This is a genomic window from Streptomyces sp. NPDC052052 (assembly GCF_040680455.1).
Taxonomy (GTDB): domain Bacteria; phylum Actinomycetota; class Actinomycetes; order Streptomycetales; family Streptomycetaceae; genus Streptomyces.
Map to the genome: position 1 here is coordinate 214,513 of NZ_JBFAWU010000007.1, position 20,349 is coordinate 234,861.

Annotated in this window: 19 protein-coding genes and 1 pseudogene; 10 read left to right on the plus strand and 10 right to left on the minus strand. The window is 71.0% G+C overall.

Annotated features, from left to right (window positions below):
• Window positions 1-30 precede the first annotated feature (30 nt).
• Window positions 31-309, minus strand: a complete 279-nt coding sequence (locus tag AB0L71_RS11215; protein WP_365240779.1) for a metal-sensitive transcriptional regulator — start codon at window positions 307-309, stop codon at window positions 31-33.
• 104 nt (window positions 310-413) lie between these two features.
• Between AB0L71_RS11215 and AB0L71_RS11220 the strand changes: the two genes are divergently transcribed.
• Window positions 414-986: a rhodanese-like domain-containing protein gene (locus AB0L71_RS11220; protein ID WP_365240781.1), complete on the plus strand. Its 573-nt coding sequence runs from the start codon at window positions 414-416 to the stop codon at window positions 984-986.
• A 118-nt stretch (window positions 987-1,104) separates the two neighbouring features.
• Here AB0L71_RS11220 and AB0L71_RS11225 read toward each other — a convergent pair whose 3' ends face one another.
• Together AB0L71_RS11225 and AB0L71_RS11230 are read right to left on the minus strand one after the other, a co-directional pair.
• The gene (locus AB0L71_RS11225) at window positions 1,105-2,400 is read right to left on the minus strand and encodes an alpha/beta fold hydrolase (RefSeq protein ID WP_365240967.1); all 1,296 of its coding nucleotides are present in this window, start codon (window positions 2,398-2,400) and stop codon (window positions 1,105-1,107) included.
• A gap of 123 nt (window positions 2,401-2,523) precedes the next feature.
• Window positions 2,524-2,799 carry a DUF2087 domain-containing protein gene (locus tag AB0L71_RS11230; RefSeq protein ID WP_365240783.1) on the minus strand — a complete coding sequence of 92 codons (276 nt, stop codon included), beginning with the start codon at window positions 2,797-2,799 and terminating at the stop codon, window positions 2,524-2,526.
• A gap of 197 nt (window positions 2,800-2,996) precedes the next feature.
• Between AB0L71_RS11230 and AB0L71_RS11235 the strand changes: the two genes are divergently transcribed.
• On the plus strand, window positions 2,997-3,971 hold the full coding sequence (locus tag AB0L71_RS11235) for an acetylxylan esterase (protein WP_365240785.1): 975 nt from the start codon (window positions 2,997-2,999) through the stop codon (window positions 3,969-3,971).
• Between the two features lie 137 nt (window positions 3,972-4,108).
• Here AB0L71_RS11235 and AB0L71_RS11240 read toward each other — a convergent pair whose 3' ends face one another.
• Complete coding sequence (locus AB0L71_RS11240) at window positions 4,109-4,555, minus strand: nitroreductase family deazaflavin-dependent oxidoreductase (RefSeq protein WP_365240787.1); 447 nt, start codon at window positions 4,553-4,555, stop codon at window positions 4,109-4,111.
• A 225-nt stretch (window positions 4,556-4,780) separates the two neighbouring features.
• Here AB0L71_RS11240 and AB0L71_RS11245 point away from each other — a divergent pair.
• A pseudogene (locus AB0L71_RS11245) lies at window positions 4,781-5,035 on the plus strand (hypothetical protein); the annotation flags it as partial.
• 21 nt (window positions 5,036-5,056) lie between these two features.
• On the opposite strand, the gene AB0L71_RS11250 reads toward AB0L71_RS11245, so the two are convergent.
• Window positions 5,057-6,034 (minus strand): CehA/McbA family metallohydrolase, encoded by a 978-nt coding sequence (locus AB0L71_RS11250; RefSeq protein WP_365240789.1) that lies wholly within the window; start codon window positions 6,032-6,034, stop codon window positions 5,057-5,059.
• A 129-nt stretch (window positions 6,035-6,163) separates the two neighbouring features.
• A complete protein-coding gene (locus tag AB0L71_RS11255) occupies window positions 6,164-7,192 on the minus strand; it encodes an aminoglycoside phosphotransferase family protein (RefSeq protein WP_365240791.1) in 1,029 nt (342 codons plus the stop codon).
• Between the two features lie 254 nt (window positions 7,193-7,446).
• On the opposite strand from AB0L71_RS11255, the gene AB0L71_RS11260 reads away from it, so the two are divergent.
• Complete coding sequence (locus AB0L71_RS11260; protein WP_365240793.1) at window positions 7,447-8,253, plus strand: SAM-dependent methyltransferase; 807 nt, start codon at window positions 7,447-7,449, stop codon at window positions 8,251-8,253.
• Between the two features lie 133 nt (window positions 8,254-8,386).
• Here AB0L71_RS11260 and AB0L71_RS11265 read toward each other — a convergent pair whose 3' ends face one another.
• Both AB0L71_RS11265 and AB0L71_RS11270 read right to left on the minus strand, forming a co-directional pair.
• Window positions 8,387-8,896, minus strand: a complete 510-nt coding sequence (locus tag AB0L71_RS11265) for a DUF664 domain-containing protein (RefSeq protein ID WP_365240795.1) — start codon at window positions 8,894-8,896, stop codon at window positions 8,387-8,389.
• A 165-nt stretch (window positions 8,897-9,061) separates the two neighbouring features.
• Window positions 9,062-9,253 (minus strand): DUF6381 family protein, encoded by a 192-nt coding sequence (locus tag AB0L71_RS11270; RefSeq protein WP_365240797.1) that lies wholly within the window; start codon window positions 9,251-9,253, stop codon window positions 9,062-9,064.
• Window positions 9,254-9,555: 302 nt separating this feature from the next.
• Here AB0L71_RS11270 and AB0L71_RS11275 point away from each other — a divergent pair, with 302 nt between their 5' ends.
• The 4 genes from AB0L71_RS11275 to AB0L71_RS11290 all read left to right on the plus strand — a co-directional run bounded on the left by AB0L71_RS11275 (window position 9,556) and on the right by AB0L71_RS11290 (window position 16,037).
• Window positions 9,556-10,455: a helix-turn-helix domain-containing GNAT family N-acetyltransferase gene (locus tag AB0L71_RS11275; protein WP_365240799.1), complete on the plus strand. Its 900-nt coding sequence runs from the start codon at window positions 9,556-9,558 to the stop codon at window positions 10,453-10,455.
• 230 nt (window positions 10,456-10,685) lie between these two features.
• Window positions 10,686-14,729, plus strand: a complete 4,044-nt coding sequence (locus AB0L71_RS11280; RefSeq protein ID WP_365240801.1) for a Pls/PosA family non-ribosomal peptide synthetase — start codon at window positions 10,686-10,688, stop codon at window positions 14,727-14,729.
• A gap of 7 nt (window positions 14,730-14,736) precedes the next feature.
• Complete coding sequence (locus tag AB0L71_RS11285) at window positions 14,737-15,420, plus strand: BPL-N domain-containing protein (RefSeq protein ID WP_365240803.1); 684 nt, start codon at window positions 14,737-14,739, stop codon at window positions 15,418-15,420.
• Window positions 15,417-16,037 (plus strand): 4'-phosphopantetheinyl transferase superfamily protein, encoded by a 621-nt coding sequence (locus AB0L71_RS11290; RefSeq protein WP_365240805.1) that lies wholly within the window; start codon window positions 15,417-15,419, stop codon window positions 16,035-16,037. The genes AB0L71_RS11285 and AB0L71_RS11290 overlap by 4 nt, the downstream gene beginning before the upstream one ends.
• A gap of 109 nt (window positions 16,038-16,146) precedes the next feature.
• On the opposite strand, the gene AB0L71_RS11295 is transcribed toward AB0L71_RS11290, so the two are convergent.
• Window positions 16,147-16,341 carry a hypothetical protein gene (locus AB0L71_RS11295; protein ID WP_365240807.1) on the minus strand — a complete coding sequence of 65 codons (195 nt, stop codon included), beginning with the start codon at window positions 16,339-16,341 and terminating at the stop codon, window positions 16,147-16,149.
• Window positions 16,342-16,539: 198 nt separating this feature from the next.
• Here AB0L71_RS11295 and AB0L71_RS11300 point away from each other — a divergent pair, with 198 nt between their 5' ends.
• On the plus strand, window positions 16,540-17,217 hold the full coding sequence (locus tag AB0L71_RS11300) for a response regulator transcription factor (RefSeq protein ID WP_365240809.1): 678 nt from the start codon (window positions 16,540-16,542) through the stop codon (window positions 17,215-17,217).
• A gap of 1 nt (window position 17,218) precedes the next feature.
• A complete protein-coding gene (locus AB0L71_RS11305) occupies window positions 17,219-18,595 on the plus strand; it encodes an ATP-binding protein (protein ID WP_365240811.1) in 1,377 nt (458 codons plus the stop codon).
• A 33-nt stretch (window positions 18,596-18,628) separates the two neighbouring features.
• Here the strand turns inward: AB0L71_RS11305 and AB0L71_RS11310 are convergent, their stop codons facing one another.
• Window positions 18,629-20,233 (minus strand): N,N-dimethylformamidase beta subunit family domain-containing protein, encoded by a 1,605-nt coding sequence (locus tag AB0L71_RS11310; protein WP_365240970.1) that lies wholly within the window; start codon window positions 20,231-20,233, stop codon window positions 18,629-18,631.
• Between the last annotated feature and the right edge of the window lie 116 nt (window positions 20,234-20,349).

The window sequence follows — 20,349 nt, forward strand, 5'->3', positions numbered from 1 at the left end:
CGGTGTCGTCCGACTTCACAAGCGCCCGGCTCAGGCCAGCGAGAGGAAGAGCTTCTCCAGTCGCGCCCGCATCTGGTCGCGGTCCGCGGGCTCACCGCCCCCGTCGGCCATGCAGTGCTGAAGACCCGTAGCGATGATCGCGAAACCGGCCCGGTCGAGCGCACGGGAGACGGCCGCCATCTGCGTGATGACGTCCTCGCAGTCCCGGCCCTCCTCGATCATCCTGATGATCCCGCTGAGTTGGCCCTGCGCACGGCGAAGTCGGTTGAGAACCGACTTCAGTTCGTCGGCCGCCATGTCCATCTCCACAACATCCTCCTCCTGATACCCCAAGGGGTATCCTAACCTGAATGGGCGAGAAGAGGCCCCGACCTCTCTCCTCGGCCCCGGTGTACGAAAGGAAAACACTGCTCGTGACCACCCCCACCTCCCTCTCCCCCGCCCAGGCCGCCGCCCGTCTCGCGGAGTTCACCGTCATCGATGTGCGCGCTCCCGGCGAATACGCCTCCGGGCACGTCCCCGGTGCTCTGAACATCCCGCTGGACCGCATCGACGAGGCCCTGCCCGCCCTGAAGTCCGCCGCGACCCGCGGCTCGCTGCTCATGGTGTGCGCCTCCGGCGTTCGTTCCACCCGGGCCTGCGACATCCTCGCGGCGGCCGATGTCGACGCGATGACGCTGTCCGGCGGGACCTCGGCCTGGGAAGCCGAGGGCCGCGCCCTCGACCGTCCTGCCGGGGCCCGGGCGACCTGGCCGATGGAACGCCAGGTCAGGCTCGCTGCCGGTTCGCTCGTGGTGGCCGGCCTGCTGGCCGGCATACGCTACCCGGCCGCGCGATGGCTGTCCGCCGGCGTGGGCTCCGGGCTCGTCTTCTCCGCCGTGAGCAACACGTGCGGCATGGCGGCGGTTCTGTCGAAGCTCCCGCACAACCGCGCCCCGCGCTCGGCCGCGAACCTCGACGAGACGCTGGCGGCCCTCCAGGGCTGATCCGCCCCGGAACGGGAGGGGCCGGCCGGGCACATCGCGCGCGGCCGGCCCCTCTGTTCTCTACCGGATCGGACCATCTCGGATCGGACCCGGCCGAATCGGACCCTGCCGGATCGGCTCAGACCTCGTCCCTGACCAGGGCCAGCAGCCGGTCCAGTACCCGCGGACCGCCCGCGCGCAGGCCGTCGTGTTCGAACTCGTCGGTCACCCAGGTCCGCAGCCCCCGGATCGACCTGGCCGTCCGCAGCGCGTGGCCGGTGTCGACATACATGTCGTCGTGGTAGACGGCGGCGGCCACCGGCACCTCGTTGGCGGCCAGGCGCTCGGTATCGTACAGCGTGGGCCAGTCGGTACGCGCAGCCAGCAGCTCGGCGGTCTCCCGGAGCGGACGCAGCGCCGGGTCCACGTCGAAGTGCCAGGGGTGGATGCTCTCGCCGGTGAAGAGCACCGGGCCGTCGCCTTCGAGGGCCGCGGCCGCGTCGAACCGGGGGAACTCCGCCCGTACCCGCTCGGCTGCCCAGCCGGTGGCCTGCTCGCCCTGGCCGTAGATCGCCTCGTGCATCAGCGCATACAGCGGATGCCCGGCGAACGACGTGGCGGTCCGCATGGCCTCCTGGAAGGTGTCGGAGAGCTCGGTGCCCTGCGGCGTACGCACGAAGGCGTTCTCCAGCAGGTAGTGCAACCGGTGACTGCCCTCGCCCCCGCCCAGCATGATGCCCAGGGACTGGAACGCCTCGGGCGTCAGACGGTGCCCCGCACTGTCCGGACGGTGCTCCGCAAGGTGAGCGGTGATCTCCCGGGCACGCTCGACGTCCTGGGGATAGCGGGCGTAGTGGGCGGCGACCTTGCGCTCGATCCGCGGGTAGGCGGCCCGGTAGACGTCGTCGGCGTGAGCGTCGAGCGAGGGCAGTCCACCGGTGATGAGGACCGTCTTGAGTCCCTCGGGGGCGGCCGACAGATAGCGGACGGCACAGAAGCCGCCGAAGGACTGGCCGAGGACCGTCCAGGGTGCGCCTCCGGTCAGCTGCGGGCGGATCAGCTCGCAGTCGCGCACGATGTTGTCGGAGCGGAAGTGGGCCAGGTAGTCGGCCTGCTCGCGCGGGCCACCGCGCAGGGGCAGGGTCTGGCGGTTGGCAGGAGTGGACAGGCCGGTGCCCCGCTGGTCGAGCAGCAGTACCCGGAACTCCTGCACGGCGCGCCCCAGCCATGCCTCGGTGCCGACGAAACGCCGGGCACCGAAGCCAGGGCCCCCTTCCAGATAGAGCAGCCAGGGCAGCTCCTCATCGGCCTTCCCGCTCGCCACAGCCTCCCGGCCGAAGACTTCGATCCGCTCGCCGCCCGGATCGGCGTGATCGAGCGGGACGGAGAAATAGCGGTCGGTGAAGACGATGCCTGGGTGCCGGTAGCTGTTCACAAGGTGCTCCTGGTTCAGATGTTCCATGCACAGTTCAACACATGGCCTTGACCCGGACAGGTGCGGCCCGTGTGCGGCAGGGCCAGGAGCCTCCCACCGTGCGGGCCCGATCGGGCCGGACCCTCACCGTCCGCGCCGGTAGCTGCTGCCGTCCTTGGGCCGGACCAGCAGACCGGCGACGACGAGGTAGCGGCGCAGCGCCGAGCAGTCCTCGTGCACCGTGAGCAGCGCCTCGTTGACCTCGCGCTCGGTGTAGGTCCGGTCCCGCTCGAAGAGCGTCTCGGCGAGGTGGACCAGCAGTTGTTCGCGGCGCGCCGCCTTCCGGGGGATCGCGGTCAGACGTCCGCGCGAGAAGAGAGCCGAGACCTGGTGCGCATCGTGTGAATCATGATCGGACATGGCAGGGAGCGTCGCAGGCCACCGGGCCACGGGCAACGTGTTTTCGCCGTGGCCCCGGGCCGGCCGGGGTCGTCCGGCGGTCCGGGGCGGGGCCGGTCCGGGCGGACGCCCTCGTCCGCACGCCACCCACCCCCGTACGGTGTGATGAACCATCTCGGCGGGTGATCACTCACTCCCTGCGAAGAAGGCGGTTCCGCATGTCCCTGTTCGATCTGCCTCTCGACGAACTGCGCGAGTACCGCAGCCGTTCGGTGGAGCCGGAGGACTTCGACGCGTTCTGGTCGAAGACCCTCGGCGAGGCCCGAACCCATGATCTCGACGCCCGGTTCGAACTGCGTGAGGGCACGGGACTGTCGACTGTCGACGTGTACGACGTGACGTTCGCGGGCTTCGGCGGGCACCCGGTCAAGGGCTGGTTCGTCGTCCCTGCGGGCACCACCCAACCGTTGCCGGTGGTCGTGGAGTTCATCGGCTACGGCGGCGGGCGGGGCCTGTCCCACACCCATCTGCTCTGGGCGTCCGCGGGTTTCGCGCACTTCGTGATGGACACCCGGGGCCAGGGCAGCGGCTGGCTCGTCGGGGACACCCCCGACCCGGTGGGCAGCGCACCCTCGTACCCCGGTTTCATGACCCGCGGGATCGAGGACCCTCACGCGTTCTACTACCGGCGGGTGTTCACCGACGCGGTACGTGCGGTGGAGGCGGCGCGCTCGCATCCGCTGGTCGACGCGGCGCGCACCGCGGCCGTCGGCAGGAGCCAGGGCGGCGGCATCACGCTCGCCGTCGGCGGGCTGATCCCCGACCTCGCGGCGATCGCGCCGGACGTCCCCTTCCTGTGCGACTTCCCCCGCGCCCTCACCGTCACCGACCGGGACCCGTACCGCGAGGTGGGCAACTACCTCAAGACGCACCGGGGCCGGGCCGAACAGACGCGGACCACGTTGTCCTACTTCGACGGGGTGCACTTCGCCGCGCGCGGCCGGGCACCCGCACTGTTCTCGGCTGCTCTGGAGGACATGACCTGCCCGCCCTCGACCGTCTTCGCCGCCTTCAACGCCTATGCCCCTCAGGACAAGGCCATGGAGGTGTACGAATTCAACGATCACGAGGGCGGCGGGCCGTTCCAGGAGGCCGTGCAACTGAACTGGCTGCCCGGGAAGCTGACGGCCTGATTCGCGGGGCAGGGGCTGCCGCGCCTGCACCGGAGGACCGGTGACGGTTCCTTCCGGTGCGGGTGCGGCTGTGCCCCGGGAAGGCGCGGGCCGGTACTCGGCCCCTGCCTTCCCGGACGCGCCTTCCCGGGTGTGTCTCAGTGCTGCTCGGCCGCCGGTTCCAGGACGAAGACCGGGATCTGCCGGTCGGTCTTGCGCTGGTAGTCGGCGTAGTCGGGGAACGCCTCGACCGCGCGCTGCCACCACGCCGCCTTTTCGTCACCGGTGACCTCTCGCGCGTCCATGTCCTGCCGGTGCGGGCCGTCCTGCAGTTCCACCCTGGGGTCGGCCACCACGTTGTGGTACCAGACCGGGTGCTTGGGGGCGCCACCCTGCGAGGCCACCACGGCGTACGTGCCGTTGTGCTCGACCCGCATGAGCGGAGTCTTGCGGATCTTGCCGCTCCTGGCCCCGCGGGTGGTCAGGATGACGACCGGCAGGCCCCGCATCATGGTCCCTTCCGTACCGCCGGAGCTCTCGAACAGCTCGACCTGATCGCGGACCCACTGCGCGGGGCTCGGCTCGTACTCACCCTTGAGAGGCATGGCATCTGTCCCATCGTCTGCATCGGATACGCCCGTGTTCGGACACACGGCCGGGCAGGCATCGGTGTGTCCGGCTGCCGGGCAAACTCTTTCATCATCGTGCCCACCTGGCGCCCGGCGGATCCCCGTGTCATGACGACGTCCGTGCGGCGGACCGGAGGGGCGGGTTCCGTCGGCTCGCGCCGAGCGGGGGCCGGTGCCGCTCGACTCGGCACCATCAGGGACGAACAGGACGTACAGGATGAGCGCGACGGACTTCATTGGAAGACCCGCACGCTCGTCGGCTGGGCCGCCGGCCGCTCGTTCACATGGGTCGACGACGAGATCACGGAAACCGATCGCTCCTGGGTTGCCACGCACCATCCCGGTCCTGCTCTGCTCCATCGTGTCGACGCCCGCGTGGGGCTGACCGAATCGGACTTCGTCACTCTCGACGAGTGGCTGCGCAGGGCTTGCGAGGCGCCCACCGTGCACGGGTGACGGACACGGTGAAACGAGCGGTCAGGTCAGGATGATCGGGTTGGAGAGTGCGGCGACGTCCCCGTTGGGGTGGCGGACCTCGATACGGACGAACGCCGAGTCCTCCGCCGTCGTGTCCCACCGCACCACGCCCCCGTCCCTCGGGAGAGGCGCACGGCGAACCTCCCCTTGATCGGAATGGAAGCTGACGGTCCCCATCGACACACCGCGGACCGCTGCCCGCACTTCGACCTGTTCACCCCGAGCCGTGAGCCGTTCTCCCACCCCGGCGACGCGGCGATCGGCATGGGCGGTGAAGGACAGGTCCACGTCCGCCGACTCCGCGATCCAGCTGCGGCCCGAACCGATTCCGGCCAGGATCGCCGCAGTGCTCAGCTCCTCGGCGAAGACCACGGTGTGAGGGATGCCGATCTGCCCCTCCGCGTGCGTGTCACTGTTGCCCATCGCCGGCCGCCACGAGCCGGTCCGGATATCGGCGGCGAGGCTCCGCCCCCACTCCGCCAGGGCGGCCTCGTTGTCAGCGTTCCAGGGCCGGTCCGAAGTCCACAATCCGTTCCACACCTCCACCACGTCGAAGCCCCGGAAGGGGAACATGAAGTCGCCGGACGGATAGGGCACATGCGGATGTGCGGCCACGCACAGGCCCTCTACTTGGTGGACCTGGTCCAGGCACTGATCGATCAGTCCGTCCCTGACCTGGTGGTTCCAGTCGATGACCTGGCCGGGGTCGGTGCCGAGCGCGAGCCAGTGCCCGGTCTTCGTGGTCACTTCCTCACCGAGAACGATCAGGAAGTCGTCGGCGGCCAGATGCCCCCACACACCGGGGAGCGCTGCCGAGTTGTGCTCCGTCGTCGCGATGAAGTCGAGTCCGGCAGCACGTGCCCGGACGACCAGCTCTTCCGGTTCGAGTTCCCCGTCCGAGTGGACGGAGTGGACGTGGCAGTCCCCGCGGTACCAGGACGCCCCGCGCCCGACCACCCGGGCCGGCGGGAAGCTCACACTCGACAAGGTATCCCCTTCGGATTCATGTCGAGCCAACGCACAAGCAGGGCAACCGGTTCCGTCGCGCTGCCGAGTCGGTGACGATCGGCGCCGCGCACACCACGAGGAGACCGGTCGCGGTGCGGGTCAGAGAAGCTGCGTCGGGGGCTCGGTGAGGAGCTCGAGCAGCCAGCGTGCACTGTCCGCGTCGCAGGCCCCGTCCACGCCGCCGGAGGTGCCGGGAAAGAGACGTCCGAAGGAACGGGCCCGTCCGACCGCCCCGAGTCGCCACGCCAGGCCCACCGCGCGCCGCAGTTCCGCCTGGGTGACGCCGTTCCCCTCCCACGGTTCCAGATAGGCGTCCCGCAGCCGGGGCAGGACCTCGGGACCGAACCGCTCGCGGGCCGCACGGGCAGGGACCAGGAAACTGCAGAAGGGATGGGACACGAGTGCGTCGCCCCAGTCGAAGAAGGTGAATCGGCCCGGCTCGGAAACGAAGAGCTGGCCGTCGTGCAGATCGGCGTGGTCGAGAGTGTCGTCGATCCCCGCACCCGCGAGTTCCTCGCACCACCCGGCGAGACGTGGCCGCAGCTCACGCAAAGCCTTGATCTCGGAGGGCTCCAGCGCGGCGTTCTCCTCGACGGTCCGGTCGAAGATCTCGGGGAGCGCGGTGGTGCGCGCGCCGGGAACACCGAGCGTCTCGATTCTGTCGGTGTACGCGGTGAGGGTGCGCTGCATTGCGGCGTAACGGCGCAGCGGCTCTTCCCAGGCATGCGGGTCGACCTGGCCACGCGTCGAGTCGAGTACGTCTCTGAAGAGCGCGCCGCCGTCCGGGAGCAGCGCCCAGCCGCGGTCCGCGTCGACTGCCAGCGGCTTCAGTACATGCTCGGGTACCCAGCGCGCCAGCGCCTCGGTCAGCCGCGCCTCGAAGGCGCTTGCGGGCGGATTGGCCTTGAACCAGACCGCGTCGCTTCCCTCGACGGGGATGCGTACCAGTACGGACCAGGGTCGGAGGCGGACCTTCCGTTGCCCCGTCCCGTGCATTCCGATTCCCTGCGTGGTGAGCTCGCGCCGCGTCCAGGCAAGGGCTTCCTCCCGCCACGTCTCCTGTTCCCAGGGCGTCACTGCGGTCGGGTACCGCCCACGGTCCACGATCTCCGCTGTCTCACGTAGCATCGCGCCATCACAGCATCGCGCCGCCGGATTCTCATCCGGCTTTCCGGTGCGTAGGACGATCCCACGGACACCGGAAGATCAGATCGGGACTTCGACTTCGGGATCGGCTCATCGCCGGTCATCCGGATGGGAAACAGTAACCGGAACCGTCAATTCCGCCACACCGGGTCGTTGTTGATCAACCGTCCGTGATTTCGCCTCTTCCATGATCGACACCTTGAACACACAGGAATTCCGTATGTGAAGATCAAGCCATGAGTACTTCTTCGCAGTCACCGGCCGACAGGATTCAGACCGACCGGCCGCACTCGGCCCGGGTGTGGAACTACCTGCTCGGCGGCAAGGACAACTACGCCGTCGACCACCAGATGGGCGACATGATCCTCAAGGCGTTCCCCGACTTCGCGGCCATCGCCCGCCTCCAACGGGCCTTCCTCGCCCGTGCGGTGAACTTCCTGACCGCAGAGGCGGGCATCCGTCAGTTCCTCGACATCGGCACGGGCCTGCCGACGGCCAACAACACGCACGAGGTGGCCCAGCGGGTGGCGCCGGAGTCCCGGATCGTGTACGTCGACAACGACCCGCTCGTCCTGACCCATGCCCGGGCCCTGCTCACCAGCACCCCTGAGGGCGCCTGCGCCTACATCGACGCCGATGTCCGGGACGCCGACACGATCCTTGCCCAGGCGGCCGAGACGCTGGACTTCAGCCAGCCGATCGGGCTGACCATGCTGGGCATCATGGGGCAGCTCCCCGACGAGGACGACCCGTGGGCGCTGGTCGACCGGTTGGTGGCCGCGCTCCCGGCGGGAAGCTACCTCGCCCTCAGCGACGGCACCAACACCAGCGACGCCCTGAACCAGGCAGTCGCCGCGTACAACGCGAACTCGGCCAGCTCGTATCATCTGCGCAGCCCTGAACGGATCGCCGACTTCTTCCACGGTCTGGAACTGGTGGAGCCGGGCGTCGTCAGGACATCGACCTGGCGTCCCGACCCCGACCAGAGCCCGTCGGACACGCTCCAGGGCCACGCGGTGAGCGGCGTCGGACTCAAGGTCTGAGACACCGAGGTCCTCCAGTGCCGAGGCCGCCCGGACCACGACCTCGGCCCCGGAGGACGGCAGCCGACGACCCGCGCCGGAGCCTTCCGGCCCAGCGGGCCGAGGAACGGCCGCTCATCGACGCCGGGTTGGTCTACCGACGCTCCAACGAGCCCCGGACGAAGGCCGCCTGGCCGGCGTGCTGCAGGTCGTCCGCGATGACGCTGATCAGTCGTACCCCGAGAGTGACAGGCGGCGACCACGCCTCGTCGACGACGCGGTTCAGAGCCCTGCCGTCGAGACCGCTGAGGAATTCGATCGTCTGCTCATGGACGTCGTCGTAGTAGCCGAGCAGCAGTTCGGGCGAGCCCACCTGCACGGCAGCCACGTCTGCGCTGCTGTGCCCGTACCCGGTGGAGTCCTTCGCGAAGGGCAGGTCGAAGCGCGAGGCCCAGTCCCTGGTGAACCAGACCTGTTCGATGCCTGCCGCATCCGAGACGTGGTCGTCCTGGATCCGAGTGAGGTGCCAGACGAGCCATGCGATCGTGTTCGCACCCTCGTCGAGGCGGGCATGAAGGTCGGCGGGTGCGATGCCCTCGACTGCCGCGTGCACCGTCTCCTGGACGCGCGTGAACGCGTCAGTCAAAAGGTCAGCACTGTTCATGCCGTCAACCCTCTCCGCTCCCGTGCCCACCGTCCGCCATCGACACGCACCGTACGCGCGCCGCGCGACGCACGCAGCCCCCGGGCAGTACCCAGGGGCTGCGCACCGACTGCGCACATCCCGCCGGGGAGACCGGTGGGATATGCGCGGCCGATCCCGCGGCGTTTACGCCATGGGGTAGATGTCCCCGCTCGCCATGCAGCTGACCTGCTCGCTCTCCGCCTCGAGCCTGCGGGCCTTCTCCTTCAGCCGTCGGCGTTCGTCGGGGTCGGTGGTGCGCTCGGCTGCGTCGCTGAGGTCCTTCGCCTTGGCGCGCATCTCTCTCACGCGACCGCGGTATTCATCCGACTCGCTCATGATCACTCCTTGCCTCTGCGGGCGATGCGGGCCCACCGCGCAACCGGGTCGGGGCGACGCACTGCGCACGGTCACCCACTGTTGCACCGGACGTCACAGGGGCCGTCCGCCGGCCCGGCGTTCCGGGTGGCCGACGCCGCTCGGACGCGGCTTCCACCTCCAGAATAGGCAGGATGTGCCGGGTGGGCCCGCTCCACGCACCCCGCCTCGCCCGGGCGCGAACGATGCCCGGTGCGCCGGTGCGCACGCCCGCCTCGCTGGACCTCTTTACCCCGGAATCATTACCTGACTAAGGTCAGAGAATGACGACGGAGCAGGTGGAACAGGTACGGCGCTTCAATCGGACGGTCGCCGAGCGGGTGGGGGTGCTGCACGACCACTATCTGGGCGGCGCACGCCCCTACGGGCAGGCCCGGCTGCTCTGGGAGATCGGCGACGGGGACACCCACGACGTCCGCAGCGTGCGGGCCCGGCTCGGCCTCGACTCGGGCTATGTGAGCCGGCTGCTGCGGGCCCTGGAGCGCGACGGTCTCATCGCCGTGGAGCCCCACCCTCACGACCGACGGGTCCGTACCGTGCGGTTGACCGAGGCCGGGCGTGCGGAGCGCGCTGTTCTCGACGACCGCAGCGACGCACTCGCCGCATCGCTCCTCGACCCGCTCGACGCCCGACAACGGGATCAGTTGACTTCGGCCATGGCCGAGGTCGAGCGACTGCTGACCGCCTCGACGGTCTCCCTGGACGTGCTCGACCCCGACCACCCGGACGCCGTGTACTGCCTGCGGTCCTACGCCGCCGAACTGCAGGAGCTCTTCGACGGCGGCTTCGACCCCGCGAACAGCCTGCTCCCCGACCCGGGCGAATTGCGCGCACCGCGTGGCCTGTTCCTCGTCGCCCGGCTGCACGGCAAGCCGGTGGGGTGCGCCGGCCTGAAGCTTCCGGCAGGGGCTCCCGCCGAGATCAAGCGGTTGTGGGTCCATCCTCGCACCCGAGGGCTCGGCCTGGCCCGGCGTCTCCTGTCCGAACTCGAAGGACGCGCCGCCCGGCACGGCAGCGGTCTGGTCCGGCTCGACACCAACAAGGCCCTGGAAACGGCCACTCGGCTCTACCGCAGGAGCGGGTACACCGAGGTTCCCGCCTTCAACGACGAGCCCTATGCCCACCACTGGTTCGAAAAACGACTCACGCCCGGTACGCAGTGAATGACGCAGTGCATAAGGATTCGCCGGAAGAGGTGCGCCTTGCCGGCGAACCCGTTGGGCACTGTCGACGCGACGGCCGCAGGCGCCCGGCCTCGTCCTCCCGGCGACGCGCGAGGTCCGGCGACGCACGGACGATCCGCTTCTCAGCATCCTCTCAGCGGTGCCCGCCCAGGCTGGTGGTGTGAGCGGAGGCGACCGACCGCCTCCGTGGACGGGAGAAGGGGGATTTCATGGCCTCCCGTACCGCCACCTTGTCCACCCCTTCGGCCGGGAACCACACCGCCCGAGGCGCCGCGGGCACCCGGCTGAACCACTTCTTCGAGAACGCCTGCGACCGCACGCCGTCCGCCGTCGCGGTGGACTGCGGAGCGCACCGCCTGACGTACGGCGAACTCGACGCCCGGGCCAATCGGGTCGCCCACCACCTGCGCCGCCTCCACCTGGGGCCGGGAGACCGGGTGGCGCTCCTGATGCCCCGGTCCGCGGACCTGTACGCATGCCTGCTGGGCGTCTGCAAGACGGGCGCGGCCTTTGTGCCGATCGACCCCGAGGCGCCGCCGGACCGGGTCGTCTTCATGCTCCGCGACGCGGACGCCGCCGCGCTTCTGACCACGTCCGGCCTGTCGGACGGTGCCCCCTGGGCGGGGCCGCGCCGAGTGTGCCCGGTGATCGACGTGGACACGGTCGCCGGAGATCTCGCGCTGCTGCCGTCCTCGCGCCCGGCCGTCGTGGCCGGGGAGGACGACGATCCGCTCGCGTATGTCATCTACACCTCGGGGTCCAGCGGCAGGCCCAAGGGCGTGGAGATCGCTCAGTCGAGCATCTGCAATTTTCTGCGCGTCGTCTCCCCGGTCTACGACGTCCGGCCGCAGGACCGGGTGTACCAGGGCATGACCATCTCGTTCGACTTCTCCATCGAGGAGATCTGGCCCACCTGGGCGGCAGGCGCCACGGTCGTCGCCGGGCCCACCGGCGCGGGACGGCTCGGCGCGGAACTCGCCGACTTCCTCCAGGAACGCGACGTCACCGTCCTGTACTGCGTGCCGACGCTGCTGGCGACGATCCCCCACGAACTCCCGCGGATACGCAGCGTCGTGGTGGGCGGCGAGGCTTGCCCCGCCTCGCTCGTCGAACGGTGGAGCAGGCCCGGACGGCGCATCCTCAATACCTACGGGCCGACCGAGGCCACGGTCACCGCGACCTGGCAGGAGCTTCTGCCGGGCCGCCCGGTGACGATCGGCCGCCCGCTGCCGACGTACTCGGCCGTCCTCCTCGACGAGCTGCTCCGGCCCGTGCCGCACGGCGACACCGGCGAGATCTGCCTGGGCGGCCCCGGCCTCGCCCGGGGTTACGTGCACCGGCCCGACCTGACCGCCGATCGTTTCGTCGCCCACCCCGGGACGCCGGGCGACGGGCGCCTCTACCGCACCGGGGACCTCGGCCGGATGACCGACGACGGAGAGATCGAGTACCTCGGCCGCACCGACGCGGAGGTGAAGATCCGCGGCTACCGCGTGTCGCTGGACGAGATCGACAACGCGCTGCTGGAGGAGCCGGGCGTGGCCCAGGCAGCCACCGCCCTCGTGGCGCCCCGTGACGGTCACGGTGACGACCGCGTGCTCGCCGCCTACGTCGTGCGCGCCGAGGACGACGCCGTCGGTGACGACGTGCTCACCACCCACCTGCACGAGCGTCTGCGCCGCTCGCTGCCCGCCTACATGGTGCCGTCGGCCCTCGACTTCCTGGACCGGCTCCCGGTCATGCCGAGCGGCAAGGTCGACCGCACACGACTGCCCGCACCGAGCGGTCGCCGGCTCGCCGGAACCGGCCGGGTGGTGCCGGTTCACGGACAGCTGGAGACCACGGTGCGGGACGCCTGGGCGCAGGCCCTCGGAATCGCGCCGGAGGAGCTGTCCGCGGAGGCCGACTTCTTCATCGAACTCGGCGGTCACTCCCTGCTCGCCGCACGCGCCGTGTCGCTGCTGCGCGACACGGACAGCGGGACCGTTCCCACCCTGCGCAGCCTGTACGAGAACCCGACCGTCCGCACGTTCGCGGCACGGCTGCGGTCCTCGTCGGACACTCCACGCAAGCGGGAGCAGTCCCGGCCCGCACCTCTGCGTCACGGCCGCGCACGCATCGCGCGTGCCGGGCTGGCCCAGGCCGCGGTGCTCTACGGGCTGTTCTTCCTCCTCATGGGACCGGTGGCGCTCGTCTACGGACTGCAACACGGGCGGGCGTCAGGCTGGCAGGTGCTGCCTGCGGTGGCCGTGCTCGGTGGCTACCTCACCGTGCGCTGGCTCCTCCCCATCGCCCTGACGCGTCCGCTGGCGGCGGGCATCCGGCCGGGCCGCTACCCGCTGTGGGGGACGGTCTATCTGCGCATCTGGGTGCTGGACATGCTGTTGCCCTGGATCAGTCCGATGCGGGCGCTCAGCGGTTCTCCCCTGATGGGTCCGTACCTGCGGCTGCTCGGCGCCCGCATCGGCCCCCGCACCACCATCGCCACCGGCCTCGTCGGCCTGCCCACCATGCTGCGGGTCGGCGCCGACGCGGCGATCGGCTACGGGGTCACACTGCGCCCCTGGCAGGTGGCCGACGGGTGGGTCACGGTGGCCCCGATCACCATCGGGGAGCGGGCGTACGTCGGCGCCACCGCGGTCCTCGAACCCGGCGCCCGCCTCGGCCCCCGGTCGGCGCTCGGCGAGCAGTCCGTCGCAGGTGCGGACGAGGCCGTTCCGGCCGGGGCGCGCCGCGCCGGCTCGCCCGCACGACCGGTCGAGGCGCTCTCCCCGGCCGTCGAGGAGATGCTGCGCCCCCGGGGCGGGACGGACCGCTGGCGCGTGCGGCATCTGGCGGCCGTCGTGCTGGGCCTGTTCCTGCTGGAGACAGCCGCGGTCGCATCGGCGCTGCCGAGCGTCGTCCTGTTCTGGTGGGCCTGGCTGCACGGAGGCACCGCGGCCGGGCTGGTCGCCACCGCCCTGTCCGGCCCGGTCTTCGTGGTCACGGTGTGTCTGATCACCGCCCTCGGCAAGCGGGCGGTCCTGCCGAGGACGCCTCCGGGGATCCACCGGGCACGCTCGGCGCTCGGCGTGCGGAAGTGGATCGCCGACAAGCTGCTGGAGGAGAGCCTCACCCTGACCAATTCCCTCTACGCGACTCTCTACACGGCCCCGTGGCTGCGGATGCTCGGCGCGCGCATCGGGCGGAACGCCGAGGTCTCGACCGCGGCGCACATCGACCCCGCGCTGCTCACCCTGGGCGAGGGCAGCTTCGTCGCCGACATGGCCGGCATCGGCGTCGCCGCGTATGCCGCCGACCGCATGGCGTTCTCCCCCACCGAGGTCGGCGAACGCGCGTTCGTCGGAAACTCGGCGCTCGTACCGGCCGGTTCACGCATCGGCTCGGGCAGCCTGGTCGGTGTCGGCACGGTCCCGCCGACGGACCGCGTGCCCGAGGGCAGCACCTGGCTGGGATCGCCCGCGCTCCGGCTGCCCGTGCGCCAGGACAGCGGGTCGTTCCCCGAGGAACTGACCTTCCGGCCCACCCGCGGGGCCGTGCTCGGCCGTTTCACCATCGAGTTCTTCCGTGCCGCCATGCCCGCCTCGGTGCTCACCATCAGCGCCTACCTGTATCTGCTGGCCCTGTCCGGCATCGCCCGTGCGACGCAACCGCTGGTGCCGCTGCTCGTGTCGCCGTTCCTCGCCATGGGCGCGGCGCTGGCCGTCATCGGGTACTGCGTGCTGGCCAAGTGGGTGGTCGTCGGGAAGTACCGGCCGCGTGTGGAACCGCTGTGGAGTCTGTTCGTGAGGCGCACGGAGTTCGTCACCGGGCTCTTCGAGGCCGCTGCCATCCCTGCGGGCGTGGGCGCCCTGGTGGGGACGCCGTTCCTGCCGGCAGTGCTCCGCCTGTTCGGTGCCCGCATCGGACGACGCACCTGGATCGGAACCACGTACCTCACCGAGTTCGACCTGGTGGGGGTGGGCGACGACGCCGCGATCGGTATGCAGGTCTCGTTGCAGTCCCACCTCTTCGAGGACCGTGTGATGAAGATGTCCACCGTGTCCGTCGGCTCGGCCGCGAGTATCGGCCCCCGGGCGATCGTGCTGTACGACACGACGGTGGGCGCCGATGTCCGGCTCGGAGCACTGTCCCTGGTCATGAAGGGCGAGCGGCTTACTCCGGGAACGAGCTGGCAGGGGCTCCCCGCCGAGGGGCTGACCGCACCGGCCGACCGGAGCACGCCCGCCGAACCGACCATGTCCCCGCAGTGAGGCAGCCATGACACACCCCTCGGCGGCAACCGGTCACCGCCCCCTCGCGCTCGTCTACCGCGGACCGGCCTCGCTGCCCGGATGTCCCGAGGCGGTCGCCGAGCTCCTCGACTCCGGCCCCTGGGATCTGGACGTCCGCTTCACCGGCCCGGACGAGACACTCCCGCTGTCGGCCGACTCGCTGTCCCGCGCCGTGCTGTACGCCCAGCCCGGCGGGGGCACGCTCCGCGCGGCCTACTGGAGGCTGCGTCGCCGGCGCCGGGCGATCCGCGACTTCGTCCACGGCGGCGGGCGCTATCTGGGCTTCTGCCTCGGCGGCTATCTCGCCGGGGCCACTCCGGGCTTCGGCCTGCTCCCCGGCGACACCGACCGGTACATCTCCTCCCCGGGAGCCACCGTCGACCACGACGGCAACACGGTGGTCCGGGTGACGTGGCGGGGCCGGCCACGCACCGTGTTCTTTCAGGACGGCCCCCTCTTCGTGCTGGACGAGAACGCGGACGCGACGGTCCTGGCGACCTACGACAACGGCACTCCGGCAGCGCTCGTGACCCGGTTCGGCAGCGGCCTCGTAGGGGTCACCGGGCCGCATCCCGAGGCCACGGACAACTGGTTCACCGACTACGGCCTGCCGGTCCACCACACCCGGGACCTGGGCCTGGATCTGGTGGAAGCGGTGATGCGGGGATGACCGCACGGCTTGCGCTGTGGCTCGTGCGCGCCGACCCCGCTCCCCCGCCGGCCCTTCTCGACGCCGGTGAACGGCGCAGGGCCCGCGCGCTCGCCGGGGTGACGGAGCGCAACCGGTACGTCGCCGCCCATACCGCGCTGCGCGAACAGCTCGCCGCGCGGCTCGGTGTGGCACCCCAGCGGGTGGAACTCACCCGGGAGCCGTGCCCGATGTGCGGCGCCCCGCACGGTAGGCCCGCGGTCGTGGGCGGTGCCGCGTACTTCTCCCTGGCGTACAGCGACGATCTCGCACTGGTCGCGGTGGCCGACGCACCCGTCGGTGTCGACATCGAACGCGTGCCTCCGCCCGGCGTGGTGGACGGCCTCCTTCCGCACCTGCACCCCCGGGAGCGTGACGAGCTCGTGGCCCTGCCCGAGAGCGAGCGGCCGTCGGCCTTCGCCCGGACCTGGGTACGCAAGGAGGCATATCTCAAGGGCCTCGGCACGGGCCTGGGCCGGGGACTGTCCACCGACTACGTCGGCACCGGTGCCACGCCGACCACGACATCGCCGCGCTGGATCATCGCGGAGGTAGAAGTGGGCAGCCTGCGGGCCGCCGCGATCGCTGTCAGCCCCTGACGGAGCCGGCCTCTGACAGACAGATGCGGCCGGCCCGTACTCCGACGCGTACGGGCCGGCCGCATCTGCTCGTCAGCAGCCTTCGATCCTTCGGCTGCTCGTGGTCCGCTCAGCCGAACGGCCGCTCGGCGACGCGAGACCTGCGCACCAGGCGCTCCCGCGCTTCGGCCTTCGTCCTGCGCCGTCGCTCGGGCCGCCTGCGGTCCTGCGGGGCAGGGCCGCTCTGATGCCGACGGCGGTCCACGCCGCCCCTGCTCTCCTGGGTGACCTCGGGCCGCTCCCGGCTCTCTCGAAGGTCCCTCACCGTGCTCACCTTCCTGCTCTGCTCGCTCGATACCTCCAGGCTGTGATCGGGGTGCTGAGAGGAGCCTGAGAACCGTCCGGATTCTCAGCCTCCTCTCAGCAAACGGCCGTTGCGGTCCGAAGCCAGTGCCGTGACAGGCAAGGGTCGCGACGGGGCGAACATTGCCTGCCACGGCACTAGGGTGGAGAAAGAGGCACCATGCGCACGCTGATCATCGAGGACGAACACGAACTCGCCGAGGCCATGGCCGACGGACTCGCCGCCGAGGGCTTCGTGGCCGATGTGGCGCACGAAGGACCCGACGGTCTGTGGCGGGCCCTCAACGAGCCCTACGACGTCATCCTGCTGGACATCATGCTGCCCGGCCTGTCCGGGTACGACGTCCTGAAACGGCTGCGGGCGGCAAAGGTGTGGACCCCGGTGCTGATGCTCACGGCGAAGGACGGCGAGTACGACGAGGCGGACGCGCTCGACCTCGGCGCCGACGACTACCTCAGCAAGCCGTTCTCGTACGTGGTGCTCGTCGCCCACCTCAGGGCCCTGCTCCGCCGGGCGGCACCCGCCCGGCCCGCCGTGCTCACGGCCGACGACCTCGCCCTGGACCCCGCACGCCGCCGATGCCGCCGCGGGAACCACGACATCGACCTGACCGCACGGGAGTTCACCCTGCTCGAGTATCTGCTCCGGCACCCCGACGAGGTCCTCAGCAAGACGGACCTCCTCACCCATGTGTGGGACGAGCACTTCGACGGCGACACCAACATCGTCGAGGTGTACATCGGCTATCTCAGGCGCAAGATCGATGCCCCCTTCGACCGTCTGACCATCGAGACCGTCCGCGGTGCCGGCTACCGGCTGCGCAGCGGGGCAGGCTGAGATGGGCAGCGGCCCCCGGTCGTGGTGGTCCCGCCGGTCCCTCCGGCTTCGGCTGACCGCCGCCGCGGCCCTGGTCATAGCGGCCGGGCTGGCCGGTGCCTCGGTGCTGCTCGTCACCTGGCTGCATGCCAGCCTCATCAGCGGACTCGACCAGACCGCCGTGCAGCGCGCCCAGATCGTGGCCTCGGAGGTGAGCAGCGGCGAGCTCACCCCCGAGCTGCCCGTCACCGACCACGGAGACGTCGCGGTGCAGGTCGTCGACAGCGCGGGGCATGTACGCGCCAGCTCGGCCAATCTGCGCGGGCGGCCACGGGTGTTCGCCTTTCCGGCGAGCCGGTCCGCCGCCCCGCGGCCCCACACGGTCCACGACATTCCGCTGGGAGAGAGCGGGACCTGGCGCGCCGTCGGTGTGCCGGTATCCGCCCCCCATGAGCACATGACGGTGTACGTGGCTCTGCCCACCGAGAGCGTCGACCATGGTCTCGCCCAGCTCGGCGTCGGGCTGGCCAGTGCCGTGCCGGTCGTCGTCGCACTGCTCACCGCGGTCGTATGGCTGCTCACCGGCCGCGCGCTGCGCCCGGTGGACGTGATGCGCGCGCAGACCGCCGAGATCACCGCGTCCGACCTGAGCCGCCGGCTCTACGTGCCACCCGCCGACGACGCACTCGGCCGTCTGGCCAGGACGTTCAACGATCTGCTGGCCCGGCTGGACACGGCGACCCGGCGGCAGCGGACGTTCATCGCGGACGCCGCCCATGAGCTGCGCAACCCGCTCAGCACACTGCGCACCCGCCTCGATGTCGCCGTCCAGCACCCCGACTCCACGGACTGGCAGAACCTGGCGCCCGGCCTGCTCCGGGAGACCGAGCGGCTCACCGGGCTTGTCGACGACCTGCTCCGACTCGCGCGGCTCGACGCCCGGCCCCGCCTGCGCACCCGCCCCGTCGACCTCGACGAGATCGTCTTCGCCGAGGTGCGTGAGGCCCGCCGGCACACCCGGATCGGCATCGATCAGCGCGGCGTCGGTGCGGCCCGGGTGGAGGGCGACGAAGGCGCACTCACGCGGGTCGTACGCAATCTGCTGGACAACGCCCTGCGCTACGCCAGGAGTCGGGTCGACGTCAGCCTGTGCCTGCTCGACGGCACCGCACAGCTGATCGTGGCCGACGACGGCCCCGGCATCCCCGAGGCCGACCGGGAACGTGTCTTCGGGCGCTTCACCCGCCTGGACGACGCCCGTTCCCGGGGCACCGGCGGCAGCGGTCTCGGACTTGCCATCGTTCGTGACATCGTCACGGCCCACCACGGCTCCGTCCACGTCGAGGACAACCGGCCCGGAGCCCGGCTCGTCATCCTGCTGCGGGCACGAAACCGCTGATCGTCCGGGTCGGGTGCGGGGCGTCCGTCGTGTTCAGTGTGCCGACGACGGATAGAGCTCAGCCACGTTGTCGCGGGGCTGCGGCTTGGTCCTGCCGGCCGGTCCCGCCGCGAACGCGCGGAGCAGGTTCTCCGTGGAGCGGGTGACGAACCGTCCGGTACGTGCGTCCATCCCGTGGTTGCGTCCGTTGTCCCGGGTCCCCGCCATCAGGGCCTCCACCCAGCGCATCGTCCCGGTGGCGAAGACGCCCGATCCGCTCGGCACGGTGTAGTACGCCGAGTCGGCATGGCTGGCCTTGCCGTTCCAGACCAGCGGGGAGTGCGCGATGACCTCCAGCCGCGGCGGGGTGGGCTTCTCCGGGGTGACCCGGTCGTACTCCACGCCGACCAGATGGTCGAAGGAGTCTCCGCGCCGGACCCCGGTCCCTTCGAAGACCCAGTGATCAGCGGCATGGACCGCGTACGGGGCGTCGACCGGATAACCCTCGTAGAGGACGCCGGTCAGGGAGGACTCCGGGTCGGCCCCGGGGGGATCCCGGAAGTCGTGGGTCGGCAGGTCCGGGTGGTCGGCGAAGTACGGGTCCTTGCGGTAGTCGGACTTGTAGCAGACCACGGTGCGTGCCTCGCCGGTCGGTCCGCGCTCCAGCCTGATGCGGCGGAAACAGGTGTTGGCGCCGAGGAAGGCCAGATTGGAACCGGAGTCGCGTGCGCGGGTGACGTGTTCCCGCTGCTGCGGCGTCCAGTACTCGTCGTGTCCCAGCGCGAGCACCGCGGCAGCGCCGTGCAGCACGCCGGGCTCGCGATGGACGTCCATGCCCGTGGTGTAGGCGAGCGGGATTCCGAGCCGCTCCGCGAGCACCACCGCCGCCCTCTCGTAGACCATGAACTTCTCGGCGCCGTCGGCGTCGTAGGGCCGGTCGAAGCTGACCGCGAGCGACCGTGTCGCGTACGCACCGTCCTCACCGTGGTAGAGGCTGTAACCGCCCCATGCGTTGTATGCCTGCCAGGTCGCCGCCGCGTGCATGAGCACCGTCCGGCCCGCGCCGGACGTCGACCGGACGATCAGCGGGACGTAGCGCTGGTGCCCGTTGTCCGCGTCCAGCCGGAGCAGGTAGGCGCCCTCCGGCCAGCCGTCGGCACGGACGCCGAGCGTGCGGTTCCAGTCGGCCCGCACCGTCCGGGTCGCCCCCAGCAGCCGGGGCCGGGCCTGGACCGAGCCGGCGACGCGGTCCGAACGCCACACCAGGCGGGCCTGGTGCCCGCCGTACCAGCCGACCCGGTAGGCCGAGACGCGGAAACCCGGCGCGGTGGTGGAGACGTACAGGCCGAACCGCTCGCCCGGCTCCACGCTGACCTTGTCGGTGTACCCCTGGACTGCTTCGGGGGTTCCGCGCGAACGGATGCGCCAGTCGGGGTCGCCCGCGCGGGTCCGCTCGCCGTCCGCCGTCGGGCTGGACGGGGTGCTCTCGGTGCCGGGCGCCCTGGCCGTGAGGGAGCGGCAGCCGGCCGCCATCGCCCCGGCCGCGGTGACGGCGAGGAAGCTCCTGCGCCGTGGACGACCGGGCGACCCGGCGTCCTGCCCCTCTGCCTGCTCCATGCCGTCCGCCAGGTGTTCCGTCGTGGCACCGTCACGGCCCATCGTCACCCGGCGGGGAGTCGTGGACGAACCGGAGCGGGCACCCGGGTGGGTCCGCCGTCCCGGGCATCACGTGGCGGGGTGCCCCGGACAAGCACCTCCGGCCGTCCCGGGGCCGC

Bases quoted from the DNA above. Each gene is read 5' to 3' on its own strand.
- AB0L71_RS11240 (WP_365240787.1), bottom strand. From the start codon at position 4,555: ATGCCTCTCAAGGGTGAGTACGAGCCGAGCCCCGCGCAGTGGGTCCGC.
- AB0L71_RS11230 (WP_365240783.1), bottom strand. From the start codon at position 2,799: ATGTCCGATCATGATTCACACGATGCGCACCAGGTCTCGGCTCTCTTC.
- AB0L71_RS11270 (WP_365240797.1), bottom strand. From the start codon at position 9,253: ATGAGCGAGTCGGATGAATACCGCGGTCGCGTGAGAGAGATGCGCGCC.
- AB0L71_RS11300 (WP_365240809.1), top strand. From the start codon at position 16,540: ATGCGCACGCTGATCATCGAGGACGAACACGAACTCGCCGAGGCCATG.
- AB0L71_RS11280 (WP_365240801.1), top strand. From the start codon at position 10,686: ATGGCCTCCCGTACCGCCACCTTGTCCACCCCTTCGGCCGGGAACCAC.
- AB0L71_RS11265 (WP_365240795.1), bottom strand. From the start codon at position 8,896: ATGAACAGTGCTGACCTTTTGACTGACGCGTTCACGCGCGTCCAGGAG.
- AB0L71_RS11290 (WP_365240805.1), top strand. From the start codon at position 15,417: ATGACCGCACGGCTTGCGCTGTGGCTCGTGCGCGCCGACCCCGCTCCC.
- AB0L71_RS11260 (WP_365240793.1), top strand. From the start codon at position 7,447: ATGAGTACTTCTTCGCAGTCACCGGCCGACAGGATTCAGACCGACCGG.
- AB0L71_RS11255 (WP_365240791.1), bottom strand. From the start codon at position 7,192: ATGCTACGTGAGACAGCGGAGATCGTGGACCGTGGGCGGTACCCGACC.
- AB0L71_RS11310 (WP_365240970.1), bottom strand. From the start codon at position 20,233: ATGGGCCGTGACGGTGCCACGACGGAACACCTGGCGGACGGCATGGAG.
- AB0L71_RS11275 (WP_365240799.1), top strand. From the start codon at position 9,556: ATGACGACGGAGCAGGTGGAACAGGTACGGCGCTTCAATCGGACGGTC.
- AB0L71_RS11305 (WP_365240811.1), top strand. From the start codon at position 17,219: ATGGGCAGCGGCCCCCGGTCGTGGTGGTCCCGCCGGTCCCTCCGGCTT.
- AB0L71_RS11235 (WP_365240785.1), top strand. From the start codon at position 2,997: ATGTCCCTGTTCGATCTGCCTCTCGACGAACTGCGCGAGTACCGCAGC.
- AB0L71_RS11285 (WP_365240803.1), top strand. From the start codon at position 14,737: ATGACACACCCCTCGGCGGCAACCGGTCACCGCCCCCTCGCGCTCGTC.